The organism is Pseudomonas thivervalensis (assembly GCF_001269655.1).
Lineage (GTDB): Bacteria > Pseudomonadota > Gammaproteobacteria > Pseudomonadales > Pseudomonadaceae > Aquipseudomonas > Aquipseudomonas thivervalensis.
The window spans coordinates 1-21,721 of sequence record NZ_LHVE01000011.1 but is presented as its reverse complement, the minus strand read 5'-3'; the positions used below and the strand labels follow the sequence as shown (position 1 = coordinate 21,721).

Below are 21,721 nucleotides of genomic sequence, written 5' to 3'. Positions count from 1 at the left end.
CGAAAGATCAAAAGATCAAAAGATCGCAGGCTTCGCCAGCTCCTACAGGGTTCAGCGGGAGCAAGCAGGGGTACAGTTTCCAGAAATTAAGGAATGATTCGCCGTCCGCGAAGTCCCAGATTCAGTCCCTCGAATAACTGGAGTTTTTTATGCGCAAACCCACCCTGATCGCCAGCCTGGTCCTGATCGCCGGCCTCACCGCTTTTGGGCCGGTCGCACAAGCGGTCGAGAAAACCGGCGACGCCCTGGAGCATTCGCCGAGCAATGGCCGCAGGCTGGTGGAGAACGACCGGGTACCGGCGGACTACCAGCGCGCGGACAGGGCCGTGAAAGACTTGAAACAGAAGAAGCTCGAACAGCCGACAAACGACCAGCAATGGGTGCAGATCGACGACAAGTACCTGCTGATCGAAACCGTGTCGGGCGCCATCGTCAAGATCGTTCCGGCCACCCGTTAAAGCACTTCGCCTTTGTCCCACAAATGCACCAACTCGCCAGGTGCCCGGTCCTCGGGCACCTGCAGCACCATCTCGTCGTCCTGGTCGTTGGCGCGATAACGCACCTCGATCTGGAAAAACCGCTGGTCGCCGCGCCCGGGCGTGGAGGAGGTCAGCGGCAGGCAGCCCTCCAGGACCGAGCAGATGCGGGTGCGCTGGTCGAGGTCGCACTGGGCGAACTCGATTTCCCGTGGTCGGGTCAGTGCATGAATGGCGGCCACGCCGCCCTGGCGCGACAGCCGCACCACGGCCTTGTCGTCGAGGTCTGGAAGGGTTTTCATCAGCTCTCCTGTGTCAGGTCGACGCCGACCTGGGCCCAGCCGTTCTGCACCGCTTGCACTTCCCGCATGCCGAAGCGCTGGCGGGCGTGCTCGACGGTCAGGCGGGCGAAGGCGCTGAAGGACGCGTCGTTGGCCAGTCTTCGGTCGCACAAGGTTTCATACCAGATCCGGCCGGCCTTTTCCCAGGCAAATCCGCCCAGCGTGGTCGCCACCAGATAAAAGGCCCGGTTGGGAATGCCGGAGTTGATGTGCACGCCGCCGTTGTCCTCACGGGTAATCACGAATTCGCGCATGTGCGCTGGTTGCGGGTCCTTGCCCAGCAATGGGTCATCGTAGGCGGTGCCGGGGTTGGACATGCTGCGCAGGCCGTCGCCGTTGATCTTGTCGGTGAGCAGGTCGGCGCCGATCAGCCAGTCGGCCTGGTCGGCGGTCTGTTCGAGCACGAACTGCTTGACCAGCACACCGAACACATCGGAGATGGACTCGTTCAACGCACCGGACTGGTTGGCGTAGATCAACCCGGCTTCGCTTTCGGTGACGCCATGGGCCAGTTCGTGGGCCACCACGTCGAGGGAGCGGGTGAAGCGCTGGAAGATTTCCCCGTCGCCGTCGCCGAATACCATCTGCGCGCCGTTCCAGAAGGCGTTTTCATAGCCTTGGCCATAATGCACGCTGCCCACCAGGGCGAAGCCTTTGTTGTCGATGGAGTCGCGCCCCAGGACCTTCCAGAAAAAATCATAGGTCGCGCCGAGGGCGTCGTAGGCCTCGTCCACGGCCGGGTCCCCACTGGCCCGCTGGCCTTCCAGGCGTACCGGCTGGCCGGGCAGTTCCATGCTGTTCTGGGCGTCATGCACGCTGCGTTGCGGGTGTCCGGCCTTGCCGGGCTTGGGCAGCGCCGCCGCGACCGGCGGATGGCTGGGCGGGCCTGGGTTGTGCCGCAGGTTGCGCACGTGGGTCAAGGTGCCGAGGGCGCTGGAGCGTTGCTGCTCGGAACCGTGGGCGATGATGCGGTTGAGGATGTACGGCGGAATGAAACTGTGGTGTGGGCGAGAGTCGATCATCAGAAAATCCTTATCTGAAATGCAGGGTCGATACCCATGTGAACCGAAGAGGCCGTTGCGGTTCCCTGGCCATGGCAGACAACGTTTGCCATGGGGCCTGATTTCTGCGAAAACCCCGCGCCAGGATCACACGAGGGATACGCCATGAATGAAGAACTGCAAATCATCGACCTGCAACAGGGCGACGGCAAAAGCGTAGTCAAAGGTGCGCTGATCACCACCCAATACCGCGGCACCCTTGAAGACGGCACCGAATTCGATTCGTCCTACAGTCGCGGCAAACCCTTCCAATGCGTGATCGGCACCGGTCGCGTCATCAAGGGTTGGGACTTGGGCCTGATGGGCATGCAAGTCGGTGGCAAGCGCAAGTTGTGGGTGCCGGCTCACCTGGCCTATGGCGAGCGTTCCATGGGCGCCCATATCAAGCCCAACGCCAACCTGATCTTTGAAATCGAGTTGCTGGAAGTCCTGACCCGGGACGATTGAGGGGGCAGGGGCGGGTCAGGACCGCTCGCTGAACAGTGGAATGCGTCCGTTGACCGAGGGGCGGTAGCGCCAGGTCAACTGCTCCAGTCTTGGTTCGGCTTCCAGAAGTACCGCCAGGGTGGCGCGGGCGATGCCCATGGCCAGGGTTTGCCCTGGGCATTCATGACGCCCGCTGCCGAAGCTGAAACTGCGGCGATTCGGCCGGTCCAGTAGCAAGCTGTCCGGCTGCGGGTTGAGCTGCGGGTCGCGGTTGGCTGAGGCCAGTAGCACCAGGATCGCTTCGCCAGGGTTCAATGCGCTGCCGAGGATTTCGCAAGGGGCGGCGACGAATCGACGGGTGTTCTGCACGGGCGGGTCGAAACGCTGGACTTCGGCCAGTAGCGGGCCGACTTGCGCGGGGTCGTCCCGCAGCGCCTGGCGCAACGCCGGATCGTCGATCAGTGCCAGCAACGCGTTGCCGATCAGCCCAGCCGTGGCTTCATAGGTTTGCGAGAGCAGGCCGATCAGGTTGGCGATCTTGCTGTCCGGCGCCGTGCCTTCGAAGCCTTGATCGATGTGTGTCAACAAAGGGATGTCCTGCGCCCCGAGCCGTTCCTGGAACAACCTGGCTAGCTGCTCGCTGGCCCGGTGCGCGGCGTTCAGTTGCGGCGCCTGGCTCAGGGGCGACAGGCAGGCGACGAAGTCTGCGGTCAATTCGCTGATCAGGCGACTCTCCGTCGGGTTGAAACCCAGTAATGCCGCGACCACGCTGGCCGGCCCGATGAACTGGGCCTGATGCAGGCCTTCGGCGCCGTCCCGGAGAAAGCGGGCTCTGATCAATGCTTCGATCTGACTGGGGTCGATGTCCTGCAACCCCGGCGCAATCGCCGCCCTCGGGCAACGCTGCCGTTCGCCTTCGTTCATGCGCATCAGATGGCCGAACACGCGGCCGGCCGGTCCCTCGGCGATGGCCTTGGGCACGGGCTCGTGGGCCGGGCGCACGTGGCAATCGGGGTGATGCAAGACGGCGCATACGGCCTCGGCGCTGCTGGCGATCCACAGGTTCAATTCAGGGTCGAAGGCCAGCCCGCCGGCGGCGCGCAGGGTGGCGTAGAAAGGGTAAGGGTCGGTGTGCGTCGCGGCGGTGATCGGGTCCATGAAGCGCGGCCTTGTTCGTGAGGGAGAAAGTGTTGCTACTATCTCCAGTCGATGCAGGGCTTGATTCGTCGGGGAGCGAACTATGAATGCAGAACACCATGACCTGGGCGTGTCCCAGGTGGCCGCGGCCATTGCCGAGCCGGCCCGTACCCGGATGCTGTGTGCGTTGATGGACGGCCATGCCCGTACCAGCACCGAATTGGCAAGCATCGCCGAGGTCAGCGCCTCGACCGCCAGCGCCCACCTGGCGAAACTCAAGCAAATGGCCCTGGTGCGCCTGCATGTCCAGGGCCGCCATCGCTATTACAGCCTGGCGGACCCACGCGTGGCCCAGGCACTGGAGGCGCTGATGGTGATCGGCCAGAGCGCCACGCCGACCTTCACCCCGCGCACGCCGGATCGCCTGCAATTTGCCCGCACCTGCTACGACCACATGGCCGGCACCTTGGCGGTGCGCCTGCATGACCGCATGCTTGAGGCCGGATGGCTGGTGGGCATGGAGGGTGAGGGCTATCGCCTGAGTGAATCCGGCGAGGCAGTGTTCGAGGGATTGGGTGTCGATGTGCATCACCTCGCCACGCAACGCCGCCGATTCGCCTGCCCCTGCCTCGACTGGAGCATGCGCCGCCCCCATCTGGGCGGGGCCTTGGGCGCGGCGTTGCTGCAAGTCGCGCTCAAGCGCAAATGGGTGATCCAGGACCTGGACAGCCGGGCGCTGGGGTTGACGGCCAGTGGCCGCCGGGAAATGGCGGCGCGATTCGGGATCAGTGCCGAAATCGACGTCAAACCCACAGGCGCCATCGCGAGCAGGCTCGCTCCCACAATGGGTCTGCGCTGAATACAAGACCCATGCACACCACCTATCCCCTGTGGGAGCGAGCCTGCTCGCGATGACGGCAGCACATTCAACGTCACATCATCCAGCCATATGCCTGCGCCGATATTCATCCGGCGTGGTCCCCATCATTTTGCGAAACATGCTGATAAACGCCGAGGCGCTGCTGTAGCCCAGGTCCAGGCCGATGGTTTCCACGCTCTGGCCGCGTTCGAGCAGGGCCAGGGCCTCGATGACTTTCAGGCGCTGGCGCCATTCAACCAAGGACATGCCCAGGTCCCGTTGGGCCCGGCGCATCAGCGTGCGTTCGGTGGTGTTGGCGGCGTGGGCCAGTTGTGGCAAGGAGCGCGGGTCGCTGGGGTTCGCCTCCAGAGCCCGCAGCACTGGGCCCAGCAGTGGGTCATCCGAGAAGGGCAGGTAGCTGCCGACGTGGGGCGCCTGAGTCAGTTTGTCCACCAGCACCTGTAACAAGCGCTGCTGTTCGGGCGTCTGCGGTTGGCTCGGCGGGTCGCTGCGCAGTTCTTCCAGCAACGCGCGGATCAGCGGGCTCAAGGTCAGCGCACAGGGTACGGCAGGCAGCGCAGCGCACAGTTCGGCCGCCAGATACAACGAACAATGGCAGGCCTCGTGCCGATTGAACCCCACATGTTCCATGTCCGGCGGCAGCCAGATGCCGTACTGCGGTGGCGCCAGGTAATGGTGCTGGGCGATCTCGATTTCCATCACGCCACTGTAGGAGTAGACGAACTCACCCCAGGCATGCCGGTGCCGGGGGTAAGTGGCGTGGGCCGGCATGCAGGCGCTGCGAAAGAAAATCGGCGAGGGCAGGGCCGATTCGAACGGAGGAATCTTCAGGTGTTGGGCTGGAGGTTGCATATCGACCGCAATGGCGGATTACCGGGATGGCTTGTCGGGTAATCACTATATCCAGCAAAGGTGTCAGGCAGACAATCCTTTCATCTCTTTTCTGCCCAAGGACCCTTTCCCATGACCACCCGTCGCGCCCTGGATGGCCAGGTCTGTGCCCTGATGACCGGCCTCTGTGCCATCTGGGGTTTCCAGCAAGTCGCGATCAAGGCAGGCGCCGTCGACATGGCGCCGATGCTGCAACTGGGCGTGCGCTCGGCCATCGCTGCGGTGCTGGTCTGGCTGTTGGTGCTGGCCCGCGGTGAACGCCTGTCCCTGGCCGATGGCAGTTGGCGCCCAGGCCTGCTGGTGGGGCTGTTGTTCGCCCTGGAGTTCGTGATGGTGGGCGAAGGCCTGCGTCATACGACGGCGTCGCACATGGTGATTTTCCTCTACACCGCACCGATGTTCGCCGCCCTCGGTTTGCACTGGAAACTGCCGAGTGAGCGTCTCAAACCGGCGCAATGGCTGGGCATCGCCGTTGCCTTCGGCGGGATCGTGGTGGCCTTCAGTGGCGGCTCGGGCGCGGCGAACGGCAGCTCGTTGCTCGGTGACGGCATGGGCTTGCTGGCTGGCGCGCTGTGGGGCGCAACCACGGTGACGGTTCGTTGTTCGCGGCTGACTGACGTGCCGGCCAGCCAGACACTGCTTTATCAACTGGTAGGCGCCGGGGTGCTGCTGATCGGCATGTCGGCAGCGCTGGGGCAAACGACGATCAACCCCACGCCACAACTCATTGCCAGCATGGCGTTCCAGGTGTTGCTGGTATCCTTCGCCAGTTTCCTGATCTGGTTCTCCCTGCTGCGCCACTACCTCGCGTCGCAATTGGGGGTGCTATCGTTCATGACGCCGCTGTTCGGTATCGGTTTTGGCGTCTGGTTGCTGGATGAGCCGCTGGAGCCGAACTTCATCGTTGGCGCGGCGTTGGTATTGAGTGGGATTCTGCTGGTCAGCGGTTACGGATGGTTTCGCCAGCGCTGGGGGCGATGGCCGGTTTTGCGGCGAGGGTAGTGGGGTGCAGACCCATGTGGCGAGGGCGCTTGCTCGCGCTGGGCTCTGTAGGAGCTGCCGAAGGCTGCGATCTTTTGATCTTTCACTTGAGACTCAAGTGTCTGGGGAAAGATCGCAGCCTCGTTGCACTCGACAGCTCCTACAGAGCCCAGCGGGCGCAAGCGCCGGCTTGGATCAAACCTTGACGATCCAGCCCGCCGGCGCTTCCACGTCACCGGTCTGCACGCCCGTCAGCTCTTTGTAGAGCTTCTGGGTGATCGGGCCGACTTCGGTTTCGCTGTGGAACACGTGCAGCTTGTCCTTGTAGCTGATGCCGCCAATCGGGGTGATCACCGCAGCGGTGCCGCAGGCGCCGGCTTCCTTGAAATCCGCCAGCTTGTCGATGAACACGTCACCTTCGATCACTTCCAGGCCCAGGCGCGATTTGGCCAGTTCGATCAGCGACAGGCGGGTGATGCCCGGCAGGACCGAAGGGGAGTTGGGGGTGATGAATTTGTTGTCGTGGGTGATGCCGAAGAAGTTGGCCGAGCCGACTTCTTCGATTTTCGAATGGGTCAGCGGATCCAGGTAGATGCAGTCGGCGAAAGTGGCCTTCTTGGCCAGGGAGCCGGGCATCAGGCTGGCGGCGTAGTTGCCACCGACCTTGGCCGCGCCGGTGCCTTGTGGGGCGGCGCGGTCGAAGCTGGAGATCAGGAAATTGTGCGGGGTCAGGCCGCCCTTGAAGTAGGCGCCGACCGGGATGCAGAAGATCGAGAAGATGAACTCGGGTGCGGTGCGCACGCCGATGTTGTCACCCACGCCGATCACGAACGGGCGCAGGTACAGCGCGCCGCCGGTGCCATACGGCGGGATGAAGCGCTCGTTGGCGCGGACCACTTGCTTGCAGGCTTCGACGAACTGCTCGGTGTCGACGTGCGGCATCAGCAGGCGGGCGCAGCTACGCTGCATGCGGGCGGCGTTCTGGTCCGGGCGGAACAGGTTGATCGAGCCGTCCTTGCAGCGATAGGCCTTCAGGCCTTCGAAGCACTGCTGACCGTAGTGCAGGGCGGTGGAGCCCTCGCTGATATGCAGCACGTTGTCTTCGGTCAGGGTGCCCGCGTCCCAGGCGCCATCGCGCCAGTGCGACAGGTAGCGCTTGTCGGTCTTGATGTAGTCAAAGCCCAGTTTGTCCCAATTGATGCTCTCGTTACCCATGACACCCTCTATTTCTTAACAACCGTCGAAACGGTTCAAGGCTTCTGACGTTTTTTGGATGGGGACAACAATACTTCATTCCGGGGCTGTTTCGCAGCCCGCTCGATAAGGGGCAGGCATATTTTCCCGGCGTTTCACATCTGTGGCGAGGGAGCTTGCTCCCGCTCGACTGCGCAGCAGTCGCAAAAACGGGGCCGCTTCGCAGCCCAGCGGGAGCAAGCTCCCTCGCCACAGGTGAAACTCATGCCTACAGATGCGCTACACGTCTAGAGATGCAACGCATGCCCCAACGCCCGCAACGCCGCTTCCTGCACGGCCTCGCCCAGTGTCGGATGGGCGTGGATGGTGCCGGCGATGTCCTCCAGGCGCGCACCCATTTCCAAGGATTGGCCGAACGCGGTGGACAGCTCCGACACACCGACGCCGACCGCTTGCCAACCCACAATCAAATGGTTGTCCCGGCGCGCCACGACCCGGACGAAACCGCTTTTCGATTCCAAGGTCATGGCCCGGCCGTTGGCGGCGAACGGGAAGCTCGAAACGATGCAGTCCAGGCCGGCAGCCTTGGCCTCGTCCGGCGTCTTGCCGACCACCACCAGTTCCGGATCGGTGAAGCACACCGCCGCAATGGCCGTCGGGTTGAACTCCCGATGCTGGCCGGCGATCAGTTCGGCGACCATTTCGCCCTGGGCCATGGCCCGGTGGGCGAGCATCGGTTCGCCGCTCAGGTCGCCGATGGCCCAGACATTGCGCATGCTGGTCTGGCAACGGCTGTCGATCTTCACCGCCGAACCGTTCATCGCCAGGTCCAGCGCTTCGAGATTCCAGCCCAGGGTGTTGGGTTTGCGACCGACCGCCACCAGCACCCGGTCGGTGTCCAGGTTCAACGTGTCGCCGTTGGGGTCACGCACCTGCAAGGTACTGGCCTGGGCATCGAAACCTTCGACGCTGTGCTTGAGGTACAGCTTTACGCCCAACTGCTTGAGCGCCTCGTGCACCGGTTGCGTCAGCTCGCCGTCGTAGGCCGGCAGGATCCGCTCCTGGGCCTCGACCACGCTGACCTCGGCGCCGAGCTTGCGGTAGGCGATGCCCAGCTCCAGGCCGATGTAGCCACCGCCGACCACCACCAGGTGCTTGGGCACCGAGGTGGGGGCGAGGGCTTCGGTGGAGGAAATGATCGGCCCGCCCACGGGCAGCATCGGCAGGTTGAGGCTTTTCGAACCGGTGGCCAGCAGCAGGTGCTCGCACTGGATGCGGGTGTCGCCGACCTCGACGGTCTTGCCATCGATGACCTTGGCCCAGCCATGAATAACCTGGACCTTGTGCTTTTTCAGCAATGCCGCGACGCCAGTGGTCAGGCGATCGACGATGCCGTTTTTCCATTCCACACTCTTGCCGATCTCCAGGGTCGGCGCCGCCACCGTGATACCCAAGGCCGAGCCCTGGCTGTGGTGGCAGGTCTGGTGGAACTGCTCGGCCACATGGATCAACGCCTTGGACGGGATGCAGCCGATGTTCAGGCAGGTACCGCCCAACGCCTGGCCTTCCACCAGGATGGTCGAAATGCCCAGTTGCCCGGCGCGGATCGCCGCCACATAACCGCCAGGACCGCCGCCGATGATCAGCAGCGTGGTGTTCAAAGATTGCATCTCTTACTCCACAAACAAGGTGGCAGGTTGTTCGAGCAAGCCGCGCAGGGCCTGGATGAATTGCGCCGCGTCCATGCCGTCGACCACCCGGTGATCGAAGGAGCTGGAGAGGTTCATCATCTTGCGGATCACGATCTGGCCCTTGATCACCATGGGCCGTTCGACGATTTTGTTGACGCCGACAATCGCCACTTCCGGCAGGTTCAACACCGGCGTGCTGACGATGCCGCCCAACGCACCGAGGCTGGTCAGGGTGATGGTCGAGCCGGACAGTTCATCGCGACTGGCCTTGCCATTGCGGGCGGCCGTGGCCAGCCGCGAGATTTCCGCCGCGCTGTCCCACAGGCTGCGGGCCTCGGCGTGACGCACCACCGGCACCATCAGGCCAACGTCGCTCTGGGTGGCGACGCCAACATGTACGGCGCCGCAGCGGTGGATGACCTGGGCTTCGTCGTCGTAGCGCGCGTTCATCTGCGGAAAATCCCGCAGGGCTACGACGAGGGCGCGGACCAGGAACGGCAGCAAGGTCAGCTTGCCGCGACTGGCACCGTGTTTTTCATTCAGGTGAACCCGTAGCTCTTCCAGGGCCGTGACGTCGATTTCCTCGACGTAGCTGAAATGGGCGGCGCGCTGGGTCGCTTCCTGCATGCGCTGGGCGATCTTGCGGCGCATGCCGATCACTGGTATCTGCTGCTCATCGTGGCGTTCGGCATAACCCGAGCCACCCTTGGCCTGGGTCGACGAACCCTGGGCCAGGTAGGCTTCGAGGTCTTCGTGCAGGACCCGTCCGGCGGGGCCGCTGCCCTGGACCAGGCGCAGTTGGATGCCCAGGTCCAGCGCATGTTTGCGCACGGCCGGCGAGGCCAATGGACGCTCTTCAGGGTCGCGGGCCACCGGGGCTTGCGGGGCGCAGCGTGGCGCGGCGGTTTTTTCCACCACCGGTTCAGGCGTTGCCACGGGCGCCGGTTTTGGTGCCTGCACAGCGGCCGGGGTTGGGGCCGGTTGCGCCGATTCCTTCAGGTTGCCCGCGCCTTCGACTTCGATGCGGATCAGTTCGCTGCCCACCGCCATGACTTCACCGGGCTCGCCGCCCAGGGCGATGACCCGGCCATGCACCGGCGAAGGGATGTCCACCATCGCCTTGTCGGTCATGACATCGGCCAGCACCTGGTCCTCGACGACCATGTCGCCGACCTTGACGTGCCACACCGACAGTTCAACTTCCGCGATGCCTTCGCCGATGTCCGGCATCTTGATAACGTGCGTGCCCATTCAGACCTCCATGACCCGTTTCAACGCCGCGCCCACACGGGACGGCCCTGGGAAATACGCCCACTCCTGCGCGTGCGGGTAGGGGGTGTCCCAACCGGTGACACGCTCGATGGGCGCTTCCAGGTGGTGGAAGCAATGTTCTTGTACCAACGACACCAGCTCGGCGCCGAAACCGCAGGTGCGGGTGGCTTCGTGGACGACCACGCAGCGACCGGTTTTCTTCACGGATTTGACGATGGTCTCAAGGTCCAGCGGCCAGAGGCTGCGCAGGTCGATGACTTCGGCGTCGATGCCGGTCTCTTCGGCGGCGACTTGGGAGACGTAGACCGTGGTGCCGTAGGTGAGCACCGTCACGTCCTTGCCCGGACGGGTGATGGCGGCGACGTCCAGCGGCACGGTGTAGTAACCGTCCGGGACTTGCGCCGAGGGGTGTTTCGACCACGGCGTCACCGGGCGATCGTGGTGGCCGTCGAACGGGCCGTTATACAGGCGCTTGGGTTCGAGGAAGATCACCGGGTCATCGTTTTCGATGGAGGCGATCAGCAGCCCCTTGGCGTCGTAGGGGTTGGACGGCATGACGGTGCGCAGGCCGCAGACTTGGGTGAACATCGCCTCGATGCTCTGGCTGTGGGTCTGGCCACCATAGATGCCGCCGCCGCAGGGCATGCGCAGGGTCATCGGCGCGGTGAACTCGCCGGCCGAGCGATAGCGCAGGCGCGCCGCTTCGGAAATGATCTGGTCTGAGGCCGGGTAGACGTAGTCGGCGAACTGGATCTCGGCCACCGGCCGCAGCCCATAGGCGCCCATGCCCACCGCCACGCCGACGATGCCGCTTTCGGAAATCGGTGCGTCGAACACCCGCGAGGTGCCGTACTTGTTCTGCAGGCCCTCGGTGCAGCGGAACACGCCGCCGAAGTAACCGACGTCCTGGCCGAACACCACGACGTTATCGTCGCGCTCGAGCATCACGTCCATGGCCGAGCGCAGGGCCTGGATCATGGTCATGGTGGTAGTGGTCATGGCGGTGTCCAACGCAATATTGTTGTTGTGATCGTTCATGTCAGATCCCCAACTGCTGACGCTGGCGCTTCAAGTGCTCCGGCATCTCTTTGTAGACGTCTTCGAACATGGTCGCGGCGCTTGGAATCTGCCCGCCGGCGAGAGTGCCGTACTGTTCGGCTTCCTTCTGCGCGGCGATCACCTCGGCTTCGAGTTCGGCGGTGACCGCCGCATGTTCTTCTTCGGACCACTGGCCGATCTTCACCATGTGTTGCTTGAGACGGGCGATCGGATCGCCCAGGGGGAAGTGGCTCCAGTCGTCGGCGGGGCGGTACTTCGAAGGGTCGTCCGAGGTGGAGTGCGGGCCGGCGCGGTAGGTGACCCATTCGATCAGCGCCGGGCCGAGGTTGCGGCGGGCGCGTTCGGCGGCCCAGCGCGAGGCGGCGTAGACCGCCATGAAATCGTTGCCATCGACGCGCAGGGAGGCGATGCCGCAGCCGACGCCGCGTCCGGCGAAGGTGGTGGCTTCACCGCCGGCAATGGCTTGGAAGGTGGAGATCGCCCATTGGTTGTTGACCACGTTGAGGATCACCGGCGCGCGGTAGACGTGGGCGAAGGTGAGGGCGGTGTGGAAGTCCGATTCAGCGGTGGCGCCGTCACCGATCCAGGCCGAGGCGATCTTGGTATCGCCCTTGATCGCCGAGGCCATGCCCCAGCCCACGCCCTGGATGAATTGCGTGGCAAGGTTGCCGGAGATGGTGAAGAAACCGGCGTCCTTGACCGAGTACATGATCGGCAATTGCCGGCCCTTGAGCGGATCGCGCTCGTTGGACAGCAGTTGGCAGATCAGGTCCACCAGCGGCACTTCGCGGGCCATCAGGATGCTTTGCTGGCGGTAGGTGGGGAAGCACATGTCGTCGATGTTCAAGGCCAGGGCCTGGGCGCTGCCGATGGCTTCTTCGCCAAGGCTTTGCATGTAGAAGGACATCTTTTTCTGACGCTGGGCGACCACCATGCGGTTGTCGTAGATACGCGTCTTGAGCATGGCACGCATGCCTTTGCGCAGGATCTCGACGGGGATGTCGGCGGCCCAGTCGCCCAAGGCATTGCCTTGGTCGTCGAGCACGCGGATCAGACTGCGGGCCAGGTCGGCGGTGTCGGCGGGTTCGACGTCGATGGGAGGTTTGCGCACCGTGCCGGCATCGGACAGATGCAGGTAGGAAAAGTCGGTCTTGCAGCCGGGACGGCCCGAGGGTTCGGGAACGTGCAGGCGTAGCGGTTCGTACGCTGGGTTCATGGCTTTCTACGCTCGATCTTGTGAATTTCTTGTAGTGGGCGCGCTAGCTGACGAATTTCCCTGGGTAGGTGGGAAATTGTCCTACAACAATCATAGGCTCGACGAAGAAGAATATTTTTCTCTGTTAGCTTGCTGTTCAGATCATTTGCAGATAAAAAATCTGCACAACGATAAAAAACAAGGTTATTTGTCTCATGCGTAAATTGGATCGCACCGACATCGGCATTCTGAACAGCCTTCAGGAAAACGCCCGCATCACCAACGCCGACCTGGCTCGTTCGGTCAATCTGTCGCCGACGCCGTGCTTCAACCGCGTCCGGGCCATGGAAGAGCTGGGGGTGATCCGCGAGCAGGTCACGCTGTTGGATGCCGACTTGCTGGGGCTGCACGTCAACGTGTTCATCCATGTCAGCCTGGAGAAGCAGGTGGAAGAGGCGCTGCAGCACTTCGAGGAGGCGATTTCCGACCGGCCGGAGGTGATGGAGTGCTACCTGATGGCCGGCGATCCGGATTACCTGATTCGCGTGCTGGTGCCGACGATCCAGTCGTTGGAGCGGTTCATGATGGACTTTTTGACCAAGGTCCCGGGCGTGGCGAACATCCGCTCCAGCTTTGCCCTCAAGCAAGTGCGCTACAAGACCGCGCTGCCGTTGCCGGCCAATGGGTTGACCTTGGGCACCTGAATTCAATCCCTGTGGGAGCGAGCTTGCTCCCGCTGGGCCGGTCCGGCGCCTCGGGCGCAGCAGCCCCAAACTGCTAGAGCTGGTTGATCGGAATCTTCAGATAGGTCACGCCATTTCCCTCGGCCGGCGGCAGGTGTCCCGCCCGCACATTCACCTGGATCGCCGGCAGCAATAGCGTCGGCATGCCCAATGTCTTGTCGCGCTGGGTACGCATGGCCACGAACGCCGCTTCATCAATCCCATCGCGGACATGAATATTGTGCTGGCGCTGCTCACCCACGGTACTCACGCAGTGGGGTTCGCGTTCCTCCGGTGGATAGTCGTGACACACATACAGCCGCACGCCCGCAGGAAACGCCAGCAGCTTGCGGATCGAGGCGTAGAGCTGATGGGCATTGCCGCCGGGGAAGTCGCAACGGGCGGTGCCCACGTCGGGCATGAACAGCGTGTCGCCCACCAGGATCACGTCGCCGTCGATCAGGTAGGCCATGTCCGCCGGGGTGTGGCCGGGCACGTGCAGCGCGGTGGCCTTGAGGTTGCCGATCAGGAAGGACGCGTCGGGCGCGAACAGGTGGTCGAATTGCGAACCGTCGACGGCGAATTGCGGTTCCAGGTTGAACAGGGTCTTGAACACGTTCTGCACCTGGCCGATGGACTCGCCAATGGCGATCTTGCCGCCCAGTTCGCGACGCAGATAAGGCGCGGCGGACAGGTGATCGGCATGGGCATGGGTTTCCAGCAGCCATTGCACCGTCAGTTGATGTTCGCGCACAAAAGCGATCACCCTATCCGCCTGCGTGGTGCCGCTGCGGCCCGAGGCCGGGTCGTAGTCGAGCACCGGGTCGACCACCGCGCAGTGCCCGCCATCGTGTTCGTACACGACGTAGGTAAAGGTCTTGGAGGCGGGGTCGAGAAAACTTTGAATCTGCGCGGGCATGACAGCGAACCTATGCGGGACGAACTCATAAAGGGGGCTGCTACGCAACCCAGCGGGAGCAAGCTCTGGCCACATACCCATATTGGATAAGTAGCACTTGTTGCAACGCCTGAGGTTTACAACATATGGTCCGCAGCTTAGTGAGGGCCAAGGCGTCCTGCAAATGCGATCGCACCTGCCAACAGGTGTGCGCGGCTTGAGAGAACCTGAATGTTACTGGCGAGTTTGTTTGGCGTGGTCATGGGCCTGGTCCTTGGCCTGACGGGGGCGGGCGGCGGCATCCTGGCGGTGCCGGCGTTGGTGTTGGGCCTGGGTTGGAGCATGACCCAGGCCGCGCCGGTGGCGTTGTTCGCGGTGGGCAGTGCGGCGGCGGTGGGGGCCATCGATGGGCTGCGCCATGGCCTGGTGCGTTACCGTGCGGCCCTGCTGATTGCGCTGCTGGGCGCGGTGTTTTCGCCGCTGGGCATCTACCTCGCCCATCAGCTCTCGGAAAAAATCCTGATGCTGCTGTTCAGCCTGTTGATGGTGCTGGTGGCGGCGCGCATGTTGCGCCGGGAAACGCCGCAAACGGGGCCCAGTGATCACGGTGCCGCCAGTTGGGGCCAGAAGAATTGCCTGCTCGACCGCCAGACCGGGCGCCTGGCCTGGACTGCCCGTTGCACCGCCACGCTGTCGGCATTGGGCGCGGTAACCGGCATGGTTTCAGGCCTGCTGGGCGTCGGTGGCGGCTTCCTGATCGTGCCGGCGTTCAAGCAACTGACCGACGTGCAGATGCGCGGGATCGTCGCGACTTCCTTGATGGTCATCAGCCTGATTTCACTGATTGGCGTGGTGGGCGCGTTTCATGCCGGCGTGAGCATCGACCGGGTAGGAGCGGCGTTCATTGCGGCGAGCATCGTCGGGATGGTGCTCGGGCGGCGAGTGTCGGCCAAGGTTCCTGCGCGGGCGTTGCAGGTGGGGTTTGCCGGCGTCTGCCTGGCGGTGGCGGGGTTCATGCTGGTACGGGCGTAGTTGCGACGAATCAGGATTGCACATTGCCTTTGTGGCGAGGGAGCTTGCTCCCGCTCGGCTGCGCAGCAGACGCCCTGGGTCAAGATTGTATGGGCCTGCTGCGCAGGCCAGCGGGAGCAAGCTCCCTGGCCACAAGGGGGGTGGTGTTTACAACTCCCGGCACTGCATCGAAAAGCCCAACGCCACCGACTGCCCTTGCTCCAGTAAACGCAGCCCCGGCCGTCCTGGCAGGTGATGGGCATTGACCGGGTGGCTGACCGGTTCGATGCAGAAGAAATCCAGACCCACGGGGCAGTACAACAGAAAGTATGGGCTACCGCTGGCGAGGCATTGCAGTTCATACCCCAGGTCTGGTTGCTGGATCAGGCAATTGCCGTCCCAGCCGCCGAAGCCATTGTCCACCAGTGTGTCGGGCAGCGTCCGGGCTTGCTGGAAATCCCACTCGGCAGGAATAGCACTCAGCTCCGTTGGCAGCTTGCTGGCATCGCATTTCCAGACTTCGTTCGCCCGGGTTTGCAGACGGGTGCCGGCGGTGCGCGGAAAATACGGATGCAGGCCAAGCCCATGCCAGGCGGGCTGTTTCGCCGTGTGGGTGACGTGCATTGCGATTTGCAATTGGCCGCCACTGAGGCGAATCCGCAGGGAGGCGCAATAGGCGAACGGGTGCTGGCTGTCGAGTTGCAACAAGGCTTCCTGGCCATTCTGTTCGATCACTTGCCACGGTTGCTGCCAGGCACTGCCATGGATCGGGAAGGGATCGTTGGGGCTGTTGGCGTCCAGGGCCAGCCAGCCGCCGGGGCAATCGAAACCGCCTTGGGCGATCCGGTTCGACCACGGGATCAACGGGAAGCAGCCGAGTTTTCCCGGCAGGCCATTTTCCAGCGCTTGCGGCGCGGGCGGGCGTAGCAGGGGAGCACCGGTACTGCTCAATGTCCATTCAACGAGACTGGCGCCCAGGTGCGGGGCCAGGGTGAGGCGGGTGAGTTCGTCTTCGAGGTACAGGAGAGGCTGCGTCATGGGAGTCGCTTCTGTTCGGAGGGAAGCAGATGGAAGGGAGGCAGATAGCTTTTGTGGCGAGGGAGCTTGCTCCCGCTGGACTGCGCAGCAGGCCCATCCGGTCTGGACCCGGGCGTCTGCTTCGCAGCCGAGCGGGAGCAAGCTCCCTCGCCACAAGGGGGCTTGCTCGCTTACAGGGTTACAACACCAGATGCGGCAGCCACAGGGAAATGGCAGGCACGTAGGTCACCAGCATCAGTACCACGAACAGCATGGCGTAGAACGGCAGCAGGGCCTTGACGGTGCTTTCGATGCTGACCTTGCCGATGGCGGAGCCGACGAACAACACCGCGCCCACCGGTGGCGTTATCAGCCCGATACCCAGGTTCACCAGCATGATCATGCCGAACTGCACCGGGTCCACGCCGATGCCCACGATCACCGGCATCAGGATCGGCGTCAGGATCAGGATCAGCGGCGCCATGTCCATCACGGTGCCCAACAGCAGCAACATCACGTTGATGCACATCAGGATCACGTAGCGGTTGTCCGACAGTGTCAGGAACGCGGTGGTGATCTTCGCCGGGATTTCCATCAGCGTCATGATGTAGCCGAAGCTGGCGGCGAAGCCGATCAGGATCATCACGATGGAGATGGTGCGCACCGTACGGTGCATCAGTTTCGGCAACTCGCTCCACTTGTAGTCGCGATAGATGCACATGGTGACGAAGAATGCCCACACCACGGCAATCGCGGCCGATTCGGTGGCGGTGAACACACCCGAGAGAATGCCGCCCAGGATGATGAAGAGGGTCATCATGCCCCACATGGCTTCCTTGCAGATCTTCAACGCTTGCTTGAGCGGAATCACTTCGCCCTTGGGGTAATTGCGCTTTTTCGCAAAAACCAGGCACAGCGCCATCAGGCAGAGGTTCATCATGATGCCGGGGACGATGCCGGCCATGAACAGCGAACCGATGGAGACGGTGCCGCCAGCGGCGAGGGAGTACAGCACCGCGTTGTGGCTGGGCGGTGTCAGCAGCGCTTGTACCGAACCACTGACAGTGACGGCGGTGGCGTATTCACGCGGATAGCCCCGGCGTGTCATTTCCGGGATCAGCACCGAGCCGACCGAGGCGGTATCGGCCACCGAGGAGCCGGAGATCGCGCCAAAGAAACTCGAGGCCACGAGGTTGACCAGGGACAAGCCACCGCGCACGAAGCCTACCAACACGCTGGCGAAGGCCACTAGCCGGCGGGACATGCCGCCCTCGGCCATGATTGCGCCGGCCAGCACGAAGAACGGAATGGCCAACAGCGAGAACTTGTTCACCCCGCCCGCGACCTGAATCATCATGGCCTGGAACGGAATGTCGATCCACCACGCGCCGATCAGGGCGGCAGCGCCCAGAGCGTAGGCGACCGGCATGCCGATCAGGATCAACAGCAAAAAACTGCCCAGCAGAATCAGAGCGTCCATTAAGCGGCACCTTCGTTTTCTTCGACCAGGTCGAACTGCACGACCCGACGCTGGCTTTGATCACCCAGCAAGAGTTTTTCCAGGACAAAAATCAGGGTCAGGAAGCCACCGACCGGGATCGGCATGTACGTGATGCCGACGCGCAGGGTAGGGATGGCGCTCATGAACTGATTCCAGGTGGTCATGCACAGCTTGGCGCCCCAGATGGTCATGAAGATGCACACCGCCGCCATCAATAGCTGGGTGAAAATCGACGCCGCGGTTCGCCATTGGGATGGCAGGCGGCTGGTGAGCATATCCACGGCCATGTGCGAGCCGGAGCGATAGCTGGAAGCGGCACCGATGAAGGTAAACACCATCATCAGCAGGATGGCGGTGGGCTCCGGCCAGCTCGAGCCTGAGCCCAGCACGTAGCGGGCAAACACACCCCAGGGGATCATCAGGGATACTGCCAGGACAGACAGGCCGGCCACCCAGATGCAAGTCATGTAAATCGTGTCGTTGATACGCAGCAGCAAGTTCTTCATCGGGTTCCACCGTAACCGGGCGCGCCTTTTTATCGCAGGCGCGCCCAGCCGTTTCATGAGTACAGATTGAGGGACCTTACTTGACGGCTTCGATACGCTTGATCAGGTCCGCATACGGCGCGCCGTATTTGGCCCGGACCGGCGCGGTGGCGTCATAGAAAGGTTTCTTGTCGACGGTGATGAACTCAACGCCAGCGGCCTTGAGTTTTTCTTCACTGGCGGCGGACTTCTTGTCCCACAGATCGCGCTCTTCAGCCTGGGCCGCCTTGGCAGCTTTTTTGACCATGTCCTGCTGTTCCGGCGTGAGCTTGTTCCAGGTGATTTTCGACATCACGATGGGCTCGGGCAGGATCAGGTGACCGGTCAGGCTGTAGTACTTGGCGTTCTGGTAGTGGTTGTGTTCGAGCAGGGTCGGCGGGTTGTTTTCCGCGCCGTCGATCACGCCGGTCTGCAGGGCGCTGAAGATCTCGCCGGTGTCCATGGCGATGCCGTTGGCGCCCATGGCATTCATCATCTCGATGAACATCGGGTTGCCTTGGACGCGGATTTTCATGCCCTTCAGGTCTTCGAGCTTGCGGACTGGTTTTTTGGTGTAGATGTTGCGCGTGCCACCGTCCATCCAGGCCAGGGCCACCAGGCCGAATTCGGAGTTGGTGATCCGGTCGAGGATCGCATCGCCGACTTCACCGTCGATGACGGCGCGCATGTGGGCCTGGTCGCGGAAAATGAACGGCATGTTGAAGACGTTCACGTCCGGCACGACAGGACCGACAATGCCCAGGCTGACCCTGGACATCTGGATCGCACCGGCTTGCATTTGCTCGATGACTTCTTTTTCGGAACCCAACACGCCGCCCGGGAAGTACTTGAACTTCAGTTCGCCATTGCTCTCCTTTTCCAGGGTTTTACCCATGGATTCCTCGGCGACCACGGTCGGGTAGCCCTTGGGGTGGATGTCAGCGATCTTGAGGTCGAGGGCGTGTGCCGCCTGGGCCAGGAAGGCCAGGGGCAGGGCTGCGATCAGAAGCGTGCGTTTGAAATTCATGGTCAATCTCCAGTGTTGTTGTTTTTATATCTATCGATGTGAAGCGGCAAAGCAGATCAGTTCGCGGAGTGTTTCCGTCCTCCGAAAGCAGGTTCAGCCAGGCCCTTGACGCCGGGGTTGAGCGCGAACACGCCACCGGCCAGGGATTGCGGGTCGTTGTCGTCGCCCGGGCGGATCGAGGTGACGAAGAGGGTGTCCAGCTGGCTGCCGCCAAAGGCGCACATGGTCGGTTTTTTCACCGGCACTTCCAGCGAACGGTCGAGACGTCCGTCTGGGGTGAAGCGATGAATCAGCCCGGCGTCGTTGGCGCAGATCCAATAGCAACCGTCGGCATCCACCGCTGCGCCATCCGGGCGACCGGCCAAGGGCATCATGTCGACGAACAGCCGCCGGTTGGACGGTGTGCCACTGTCGATGTCGTAGTCGAAGGCCCAGATCTGCTGGATCAACGGGTGCGAATCGGAGAGGTACATCGTCCGTCCGTCCGGGCTGAAGCCCAGGCCGTTGGGCACGATGAACCCGCTCAGTTGCGCCTCGACCGGGCTGCGTTGCCCGGCCTCATAGCGGTACATCCGGCCTTCGTCGGCATTGGCACCCATGTTCAACACCATGCTGCCGGCCCAGAAACGCCCCTGGCGGTCGCAACGGCCATCGTTGAGGCGCATGTCGGTGCGGCTGTGTTCCACGCTCGCACAGAGTTCGCTGTCAAGGCTGCCGTCGTCATGGGGGTGCAGGCGGAAAAAACCGCTTTCCATGCCGGCGACCCAGCCACCGTCCTGGTGACGGGCGATGCAGGCGAGCATTTCGGGCGCTTCCCAGCCCTGGATTTTTCCGTTGCTGGCGTTCCAGCGTTGCAGGCCGCCGCTGGGGATGTTTACCCAGTACAGCGAGTTTTCCTCGGGGACCCACACCGGGCTTTCCCCGACGGCGTTGCGTGCATCGACAATCAATTCGGCTTGCATGGCGATTCCTTGGTTCGTTCGTATCCCATGAACAACAGGCGAATCAGTCGTCGAACGGGCCGGCTGCGACAAAGGCACCGCCCTGGTAGATCCTGGCTGGGTCATCGGCGGCCGGCATTGGCTGCGCTTCGACCTTGTCGCGGAAAATCTCGGAAGTGTCCTTGGGCTGATAGCCCAGGTGCGCGGCGTGGCTGTTATCCCACCAGACGTCGCGGTTGGCGGACACGCCATAGACCACGGTGTGGCCGACCTTCGGCGTGTAGAGCGAGCATTCGAGCAATTGGGTGAGGTCGTCGAAGCTCAGCCAGGTGCTCATCATCCGGCGGTTTTGCGGCTCCGGGAACGACGAGCCGATGCGGATGCTCACGGTCTCGATGCCGTAGCGATCGAAATAGAAACTGGCCATGTCTTCGCCGTAGGACTTGGACAGGCCGTAGTAGCCATCCGGACGGCGCAGGCAATGGGCGTCGAGGGCCTCGTCCTGCTTGTAGAAACCGATGACGTGGTTGGAACTGGCGAAGATCACGCGCTTGACGCCGTGCTTGCGCGCCGCTTCATAGATGTGGAACACGCCACTGATGTTGGCGCCGAGAATCTCTTCGAACGGGCGCTCCACCGAGACACCACCGAAATGCAGGATGGCGTCGACGCCTTCCACCAACTGGTGCACGGCCTGTTTATCCGACAGGTCGCAAGGCACCACTTCTTCGCTTTCGTCGATGGCCGGGGCCATGTTGGCGATGTCCGACAGGCGAATGTGGCGGGCGTAAGGCTTGAGGCGTTCGCGCAAGACTTTGCCAAGGCCGCCGGCGGCGCCGGTCAATAGCAGGCGATTGAAGGGGTGGCGAATCTGTGTCGTGGTCATGGCATTACCTGAGCAAACAATGAGAGGTACAGTTGTTATAAGTTGTCGTACGACCGAGAGGGAATATCCTTATCCTTCCGCTACCTTGTCAACGTTTGATCGACGAACCGCTCTGGAATCGGCGTCCCTGCCGCAGATTGCCATGGGATGCGCCCATGGCAATGGTCCCGTATTACAGAAGCGAAATCGGGTAGTTGAAGATGATTCGGTTCTCGTCGAATTCGTTGGTGCTGAAGTCACGACGAAGCGACGAGTTACGCCATTTCACGTTGAGGCTCTTGAATACACCGCTCTGTACGGTGTAAGCCAGCTCACTTTCACGGCCCCATTCCTTGCCGTCATCGACCGTGGCGGTGTGCACATTGTCGCCGCTGATGTAGCGGTTCATCAGGGTCAGGCCCGGCACGCCGACGGCGGCGAAGTTGAAGTCATGGCGCACTTGCCAGGATTTTTCCTTGGCGTTGTCGTAGCTGGAGTTGTAGCTGTCGTTCGCCAGGGTGCCGCCGCTGGTGCCGTTGACGCGCATCCAGGCGTCGTCGCCGCCGACTTTCTGTAGGCCAACGTAGAAGGTGTTGCCGCCGTATTTGGCC

The 21,721-nt window shown here is 62.8% G+C and carries 23 protein-coding genes; 6 read left to right on the top strand and 17 right to left on the bottom strand.

Translation table 11 applies throughout. The features are described 5' to 3' along the window. The first annotated feature begins 149 nt into the window (after positions 1-149). Positions 150-458, top strand: coding sequence for an RcnB family protein (locus AD659_RS15775; protein ID WP_053122894.1), 309 nt, complete (start codon positions 150-152; stop codon positions 456-458). Here the strand turns inward: AD659_RS15775 and AD659_RS15770 are convergent. Next, a complete protein-coding gene (locus tag AD659_RS15770) occupies positions 455-778 on the bottom strand; it encodes a protealysin inhibitor emfourin (RefSeq protein ID WP_053122893.1) in 324 nt (107 codons plus the stop codon). The two genes, AD659_RS15775 and AD659_RS15770, sit on opposite strands and share 4 nt — an antisense overlap. Then, positions 778-1,839: a M4 family metallopeptidase gene (locus tag AD659_RS15765; protein WP_053122891.1), complete on the bottom strand. Its 1,062-nt coding sequence runs from the start codon at positions 1,837-1,839 to the stop codon at positions 778-780. Before AD659_RS15765 ends, AD659_RS15770 begins: the two co-directional genes overlap by 1 nt. Before the next feature lie 144 nt (positions 1,840-1,983). Here AD659_RS15765 and AD659_RS15760 point away from each other — a divergent pair, with 144 nt between their 5' ends. Next, positions 1,984-2,325 (top strand): FKBP-type peptidyl-prolyl cis-trans isomerase, encoded by a 342-nt coding sequence (locus AD659_RS15760; RefSeq protein ID WP_053122889.1) that lies wholly within the window; start codon positions 1,984-1,986, stop codon positions 2,323-2,325. A 15-nt stretch (positions 2,326-2,340) separates the two neighbouring features. On the opposite strand, the gene AD659_RS15755 is transcribed toward AD659_RS15760, so the two are convergent. Then, the gene (locus AD659_RS15755) at positions 2,341-3,462 is read right to left on the bottom strand and encodes a cytochrome P450 (RefSeq protein ID WP_053122887.1); all 1,122 of its coding nucleotides are present in this window, start codon (positions 3,460-3,462) and stop codon (positions 2,341-2,343) included. An 82-nt stretch (positions 3,463-3,544) separates the two neighbouring features. On the opposite strand from AD659_RS15755, the gene AD659_RS15750 reads away from it, so the two are divergent. Beyond that, positions 3,545-4,300, top strand: a complete 756-nt coding sequence (locus tag AD659_RS15750) for an ArsR/SmtB family transcription factor (protein WP_053122885.1) — start codon at positions 3,545-3,547, stop codon at positions 4,298-4,300. Between the two features lie 78 nt (positions 4,301-4,378). Here the strand turns inward: AD659_RS15750 and AD659_RS15745 are convergent, their stop codons facing one another. After that, positions 4,379-5,173, bottom strand: a complete 795-nt coding sequence (locus AD659_RS15745; protein ID WP_053122883.1) for an AraC family transcriptional regulator — start codon at positions 5,171-5,173, stop codon at positions 4,379-4,381. Between the two features lie 111 nt (positions 5,174-5,284). Between AD659_RS15745 and AD659_RS15740 the strand changes: the two genes are divergently transcribed. Further along, a complete protein-coding gene (locus AD659_RS15740) occupies positions 5,285-6,214 on the top strand; it encodes a DMT family transporter (RefSeq protein WP_053122881.1) in 930 nt (309 codons plus the stop codon). Between the two features lie 174 nt (positions 6,215-6,388). Here the strand turns inward: AD659_RS15740 and AD659_RS15735 are convergent, their stop codons facing one another. The 5 genes from AD659_RS15735 to AD659_RS15715 form a co-directional block, all read right to left on the bottom strand. Continuing rightward, positions 6,389-7,408 carry a branched-chain amino acid aminotransferase gene (locus AD659_RS15735; RefSeq protein ID WP_053122879.1) on the bottom strand — a complete coding sequence of 340 codons (1,020 nt, stop codon included), beginning with the start codon at positions 7,406-7,408 and terminating at the stop codon, positions 6,389-6,391. A 266-nt stretch (positions 7,409-7,674) separates the two neighbouring features. Then, on the bottom strand, positions 7,675-9,057 hold the full coding sequence (gene lpdA / locus AD659_RS15730; RefSeq protein WP_053122877.1) for a dihydrolipoyl dehydrogenase: 1,383 nt from the start codon (positions 9,055-9,057) through the stop codon (positions 7,675-7,677). Between the two features lie 3 nt (positions 9,058-9,060). Next, complete coding sequence (locus AD659_RS15725; protein ID WP_053122876.1) at positions 9,061-10,329, bottom strand: dihydrolipoamide acetyltransferase family protein; 1,269 nt, start codon at positions 10,327-10,329, stop codon at positions 9,061-9,063. Then, positions 10,330-11,388 carry an alpha-ketoacid dehydrogenase subunit beta gene (locus AD659_RS15720; RefSeq protein WP_018605866.1) on the bottom strand — a complete coding sequence of 353 codons (1,059 nt, stop codon included), beginning with the start codon at positions 11,386-11,388 and terminating at the stop codon, positions 10,330-10,332. It abuts the gene before it with no gap. A gap of 1 nt (position 11,389) precedes the next feature. Next, the gene (locus AD659_RS15715) at positions 11,390-12,625 is read right to left on the bottom strand and encodes a 3-methyl-2-oxobutanoate dehydrogenase (2-methylpropanoyl-transferring) subunit alpha (RefSeq protein ID WP_030141238.1); all 1,236 of its coding nucleotides are present in this window, start codon (positions 12,623-12,625) and stop codon (positions 11,390-11,392) included. Positions 12,626-12,819: 194 nt separating this feature from the next. On the opposite strand from AD659_RS15715, the gene bkdR reads away from it, so the two are divergent. Continuing rightward, a complete protein-coding gene (gene bkdR, locus AD659_RS15710) occupies positions 12,820-13,308 on the top strand; it encodes a Bkd operon transcriptional regulator BkdR (RefSeq protein ID WP_003202929.1) in 489 nt (162 codons plus the stop codon). Between the two features lie 73 nt (positions 13,309-13,381). Here the strand turns inward: bkdR and AD659_RS15705 are convergent, their stop codons facing one another. Then, positions 13,382-14,245, bottom strand: a complete 864-nt coding sequence (locus tag AD659_RS15705; RefSeq protein WP_053122874.1) for an MBL fold metallo-hydrolase — start codon at positions 14,243-14,245, stop codon at positions 13,382-13,384. 210 nt (positions 14,246-14,455) lie between these two features. On the opposite strand from AD659_RS15705, the gene AD659_RS15700 reads away from it, so the two are divergent. Then, positions 14,456-15,256: a sulfite exporter TauE/SafE family protein gene (locus tag AD659_RS15700; RefSeq protein WP_053122872.1), complete on the top strand. Its 801-nt coding sequence runs from the start codon at positions 14,456-14,458 to the stop codon at positions 15,254-15,256. Between the two features lie 147 nt (positions 15,257-15,403). Here the strand turns inward: AD659_RS15700 and AD659_RS15695 are convergent, their stop codons facing one another. The 7 genes from AD659_RS15695 to AD659_RS15665 all read right to left on the bottom strand — a co-directional run. Then, on the bottom strand, positions 15,404-16,273 hold the full coding sequence (locus AD659_RS15695) for an aldose 1-epimerase (RefSeq protein ID WP_053122870.1): 870 nt from the start codon (positions 16,271-16,273) through the stop codon (positions 15,404-15,406). Positions 16,274-16,451: 178 nt separating this feature from the next. Beyond that, the gene (locus AD659_RS15690; protein WP_053122868.1) at positions 16,452-17,732 is read right to left on the bottom strand and encodes a TRAP transporter large permease; all 1,281 of its coding nucleotides are present in this window, start codon (positions 17,730-17,732) and stop codon (positions 16,452-16,454) included. Continuing rightward, positions 17,732-18,259, bottom strand: a complete 528-nt coding sequence (locus tag AD659_RS15685; protein ID WP_053122866.1) for a TRAP transporter small permease — start codon at positions 18,257-18,259, stop codon at positions 17,732-17,734. The genes AD659_RS15690 and AD659_RS15685 overlap by 1 nt, the downstream gene beginning before the upstream one ends. A 76-nt stretch (positions 18,260-18,335) precedes the next feature. Next, entirely contained in the window at positions 18,336-19,304 is a 969-nt protein-coding gene (locus AD659_RS15680; RefSeq protein ID WP_053122865.1) for a TRAP transporter substrate-binding protein, read from the bottom strand. 56 nt (positions 19,305-19,360) lie between these two features. Further along, positions 19,361-20,266 (bottom strand): SMP-30/gluconolactonase/LRE family protein, encoded by a 906-nt coding sequence (locus AD659_RS15675; protein ID WP_053122863.1) that lies wholly within the window; start codon positions 20,264-20,266, stop codon positions 19,361-19,363. Positions 20,267-20,309: 43 nt separating this feature from the next. Further along, positions 20,310-21,131, bottom strand: coding sequence for an NAD-dependent epimerase/dehydratase family protein (locus AD659_RS15670; RefSeq protein WP_053122861.1), 822 nt, complete (start codon positions 21,129-21,131; stop codon positions 20,310-20,312). 172 nt (positions 21,132-21,303) lie between these two features. Next, a partial coding sequence (locus AD659_RS15665; protein WP_156330591.1) for an OprD family outer membrane porin occupies positions 21,304-21,721 on the bottom strand: 418 nt, incomplete at its 5' end.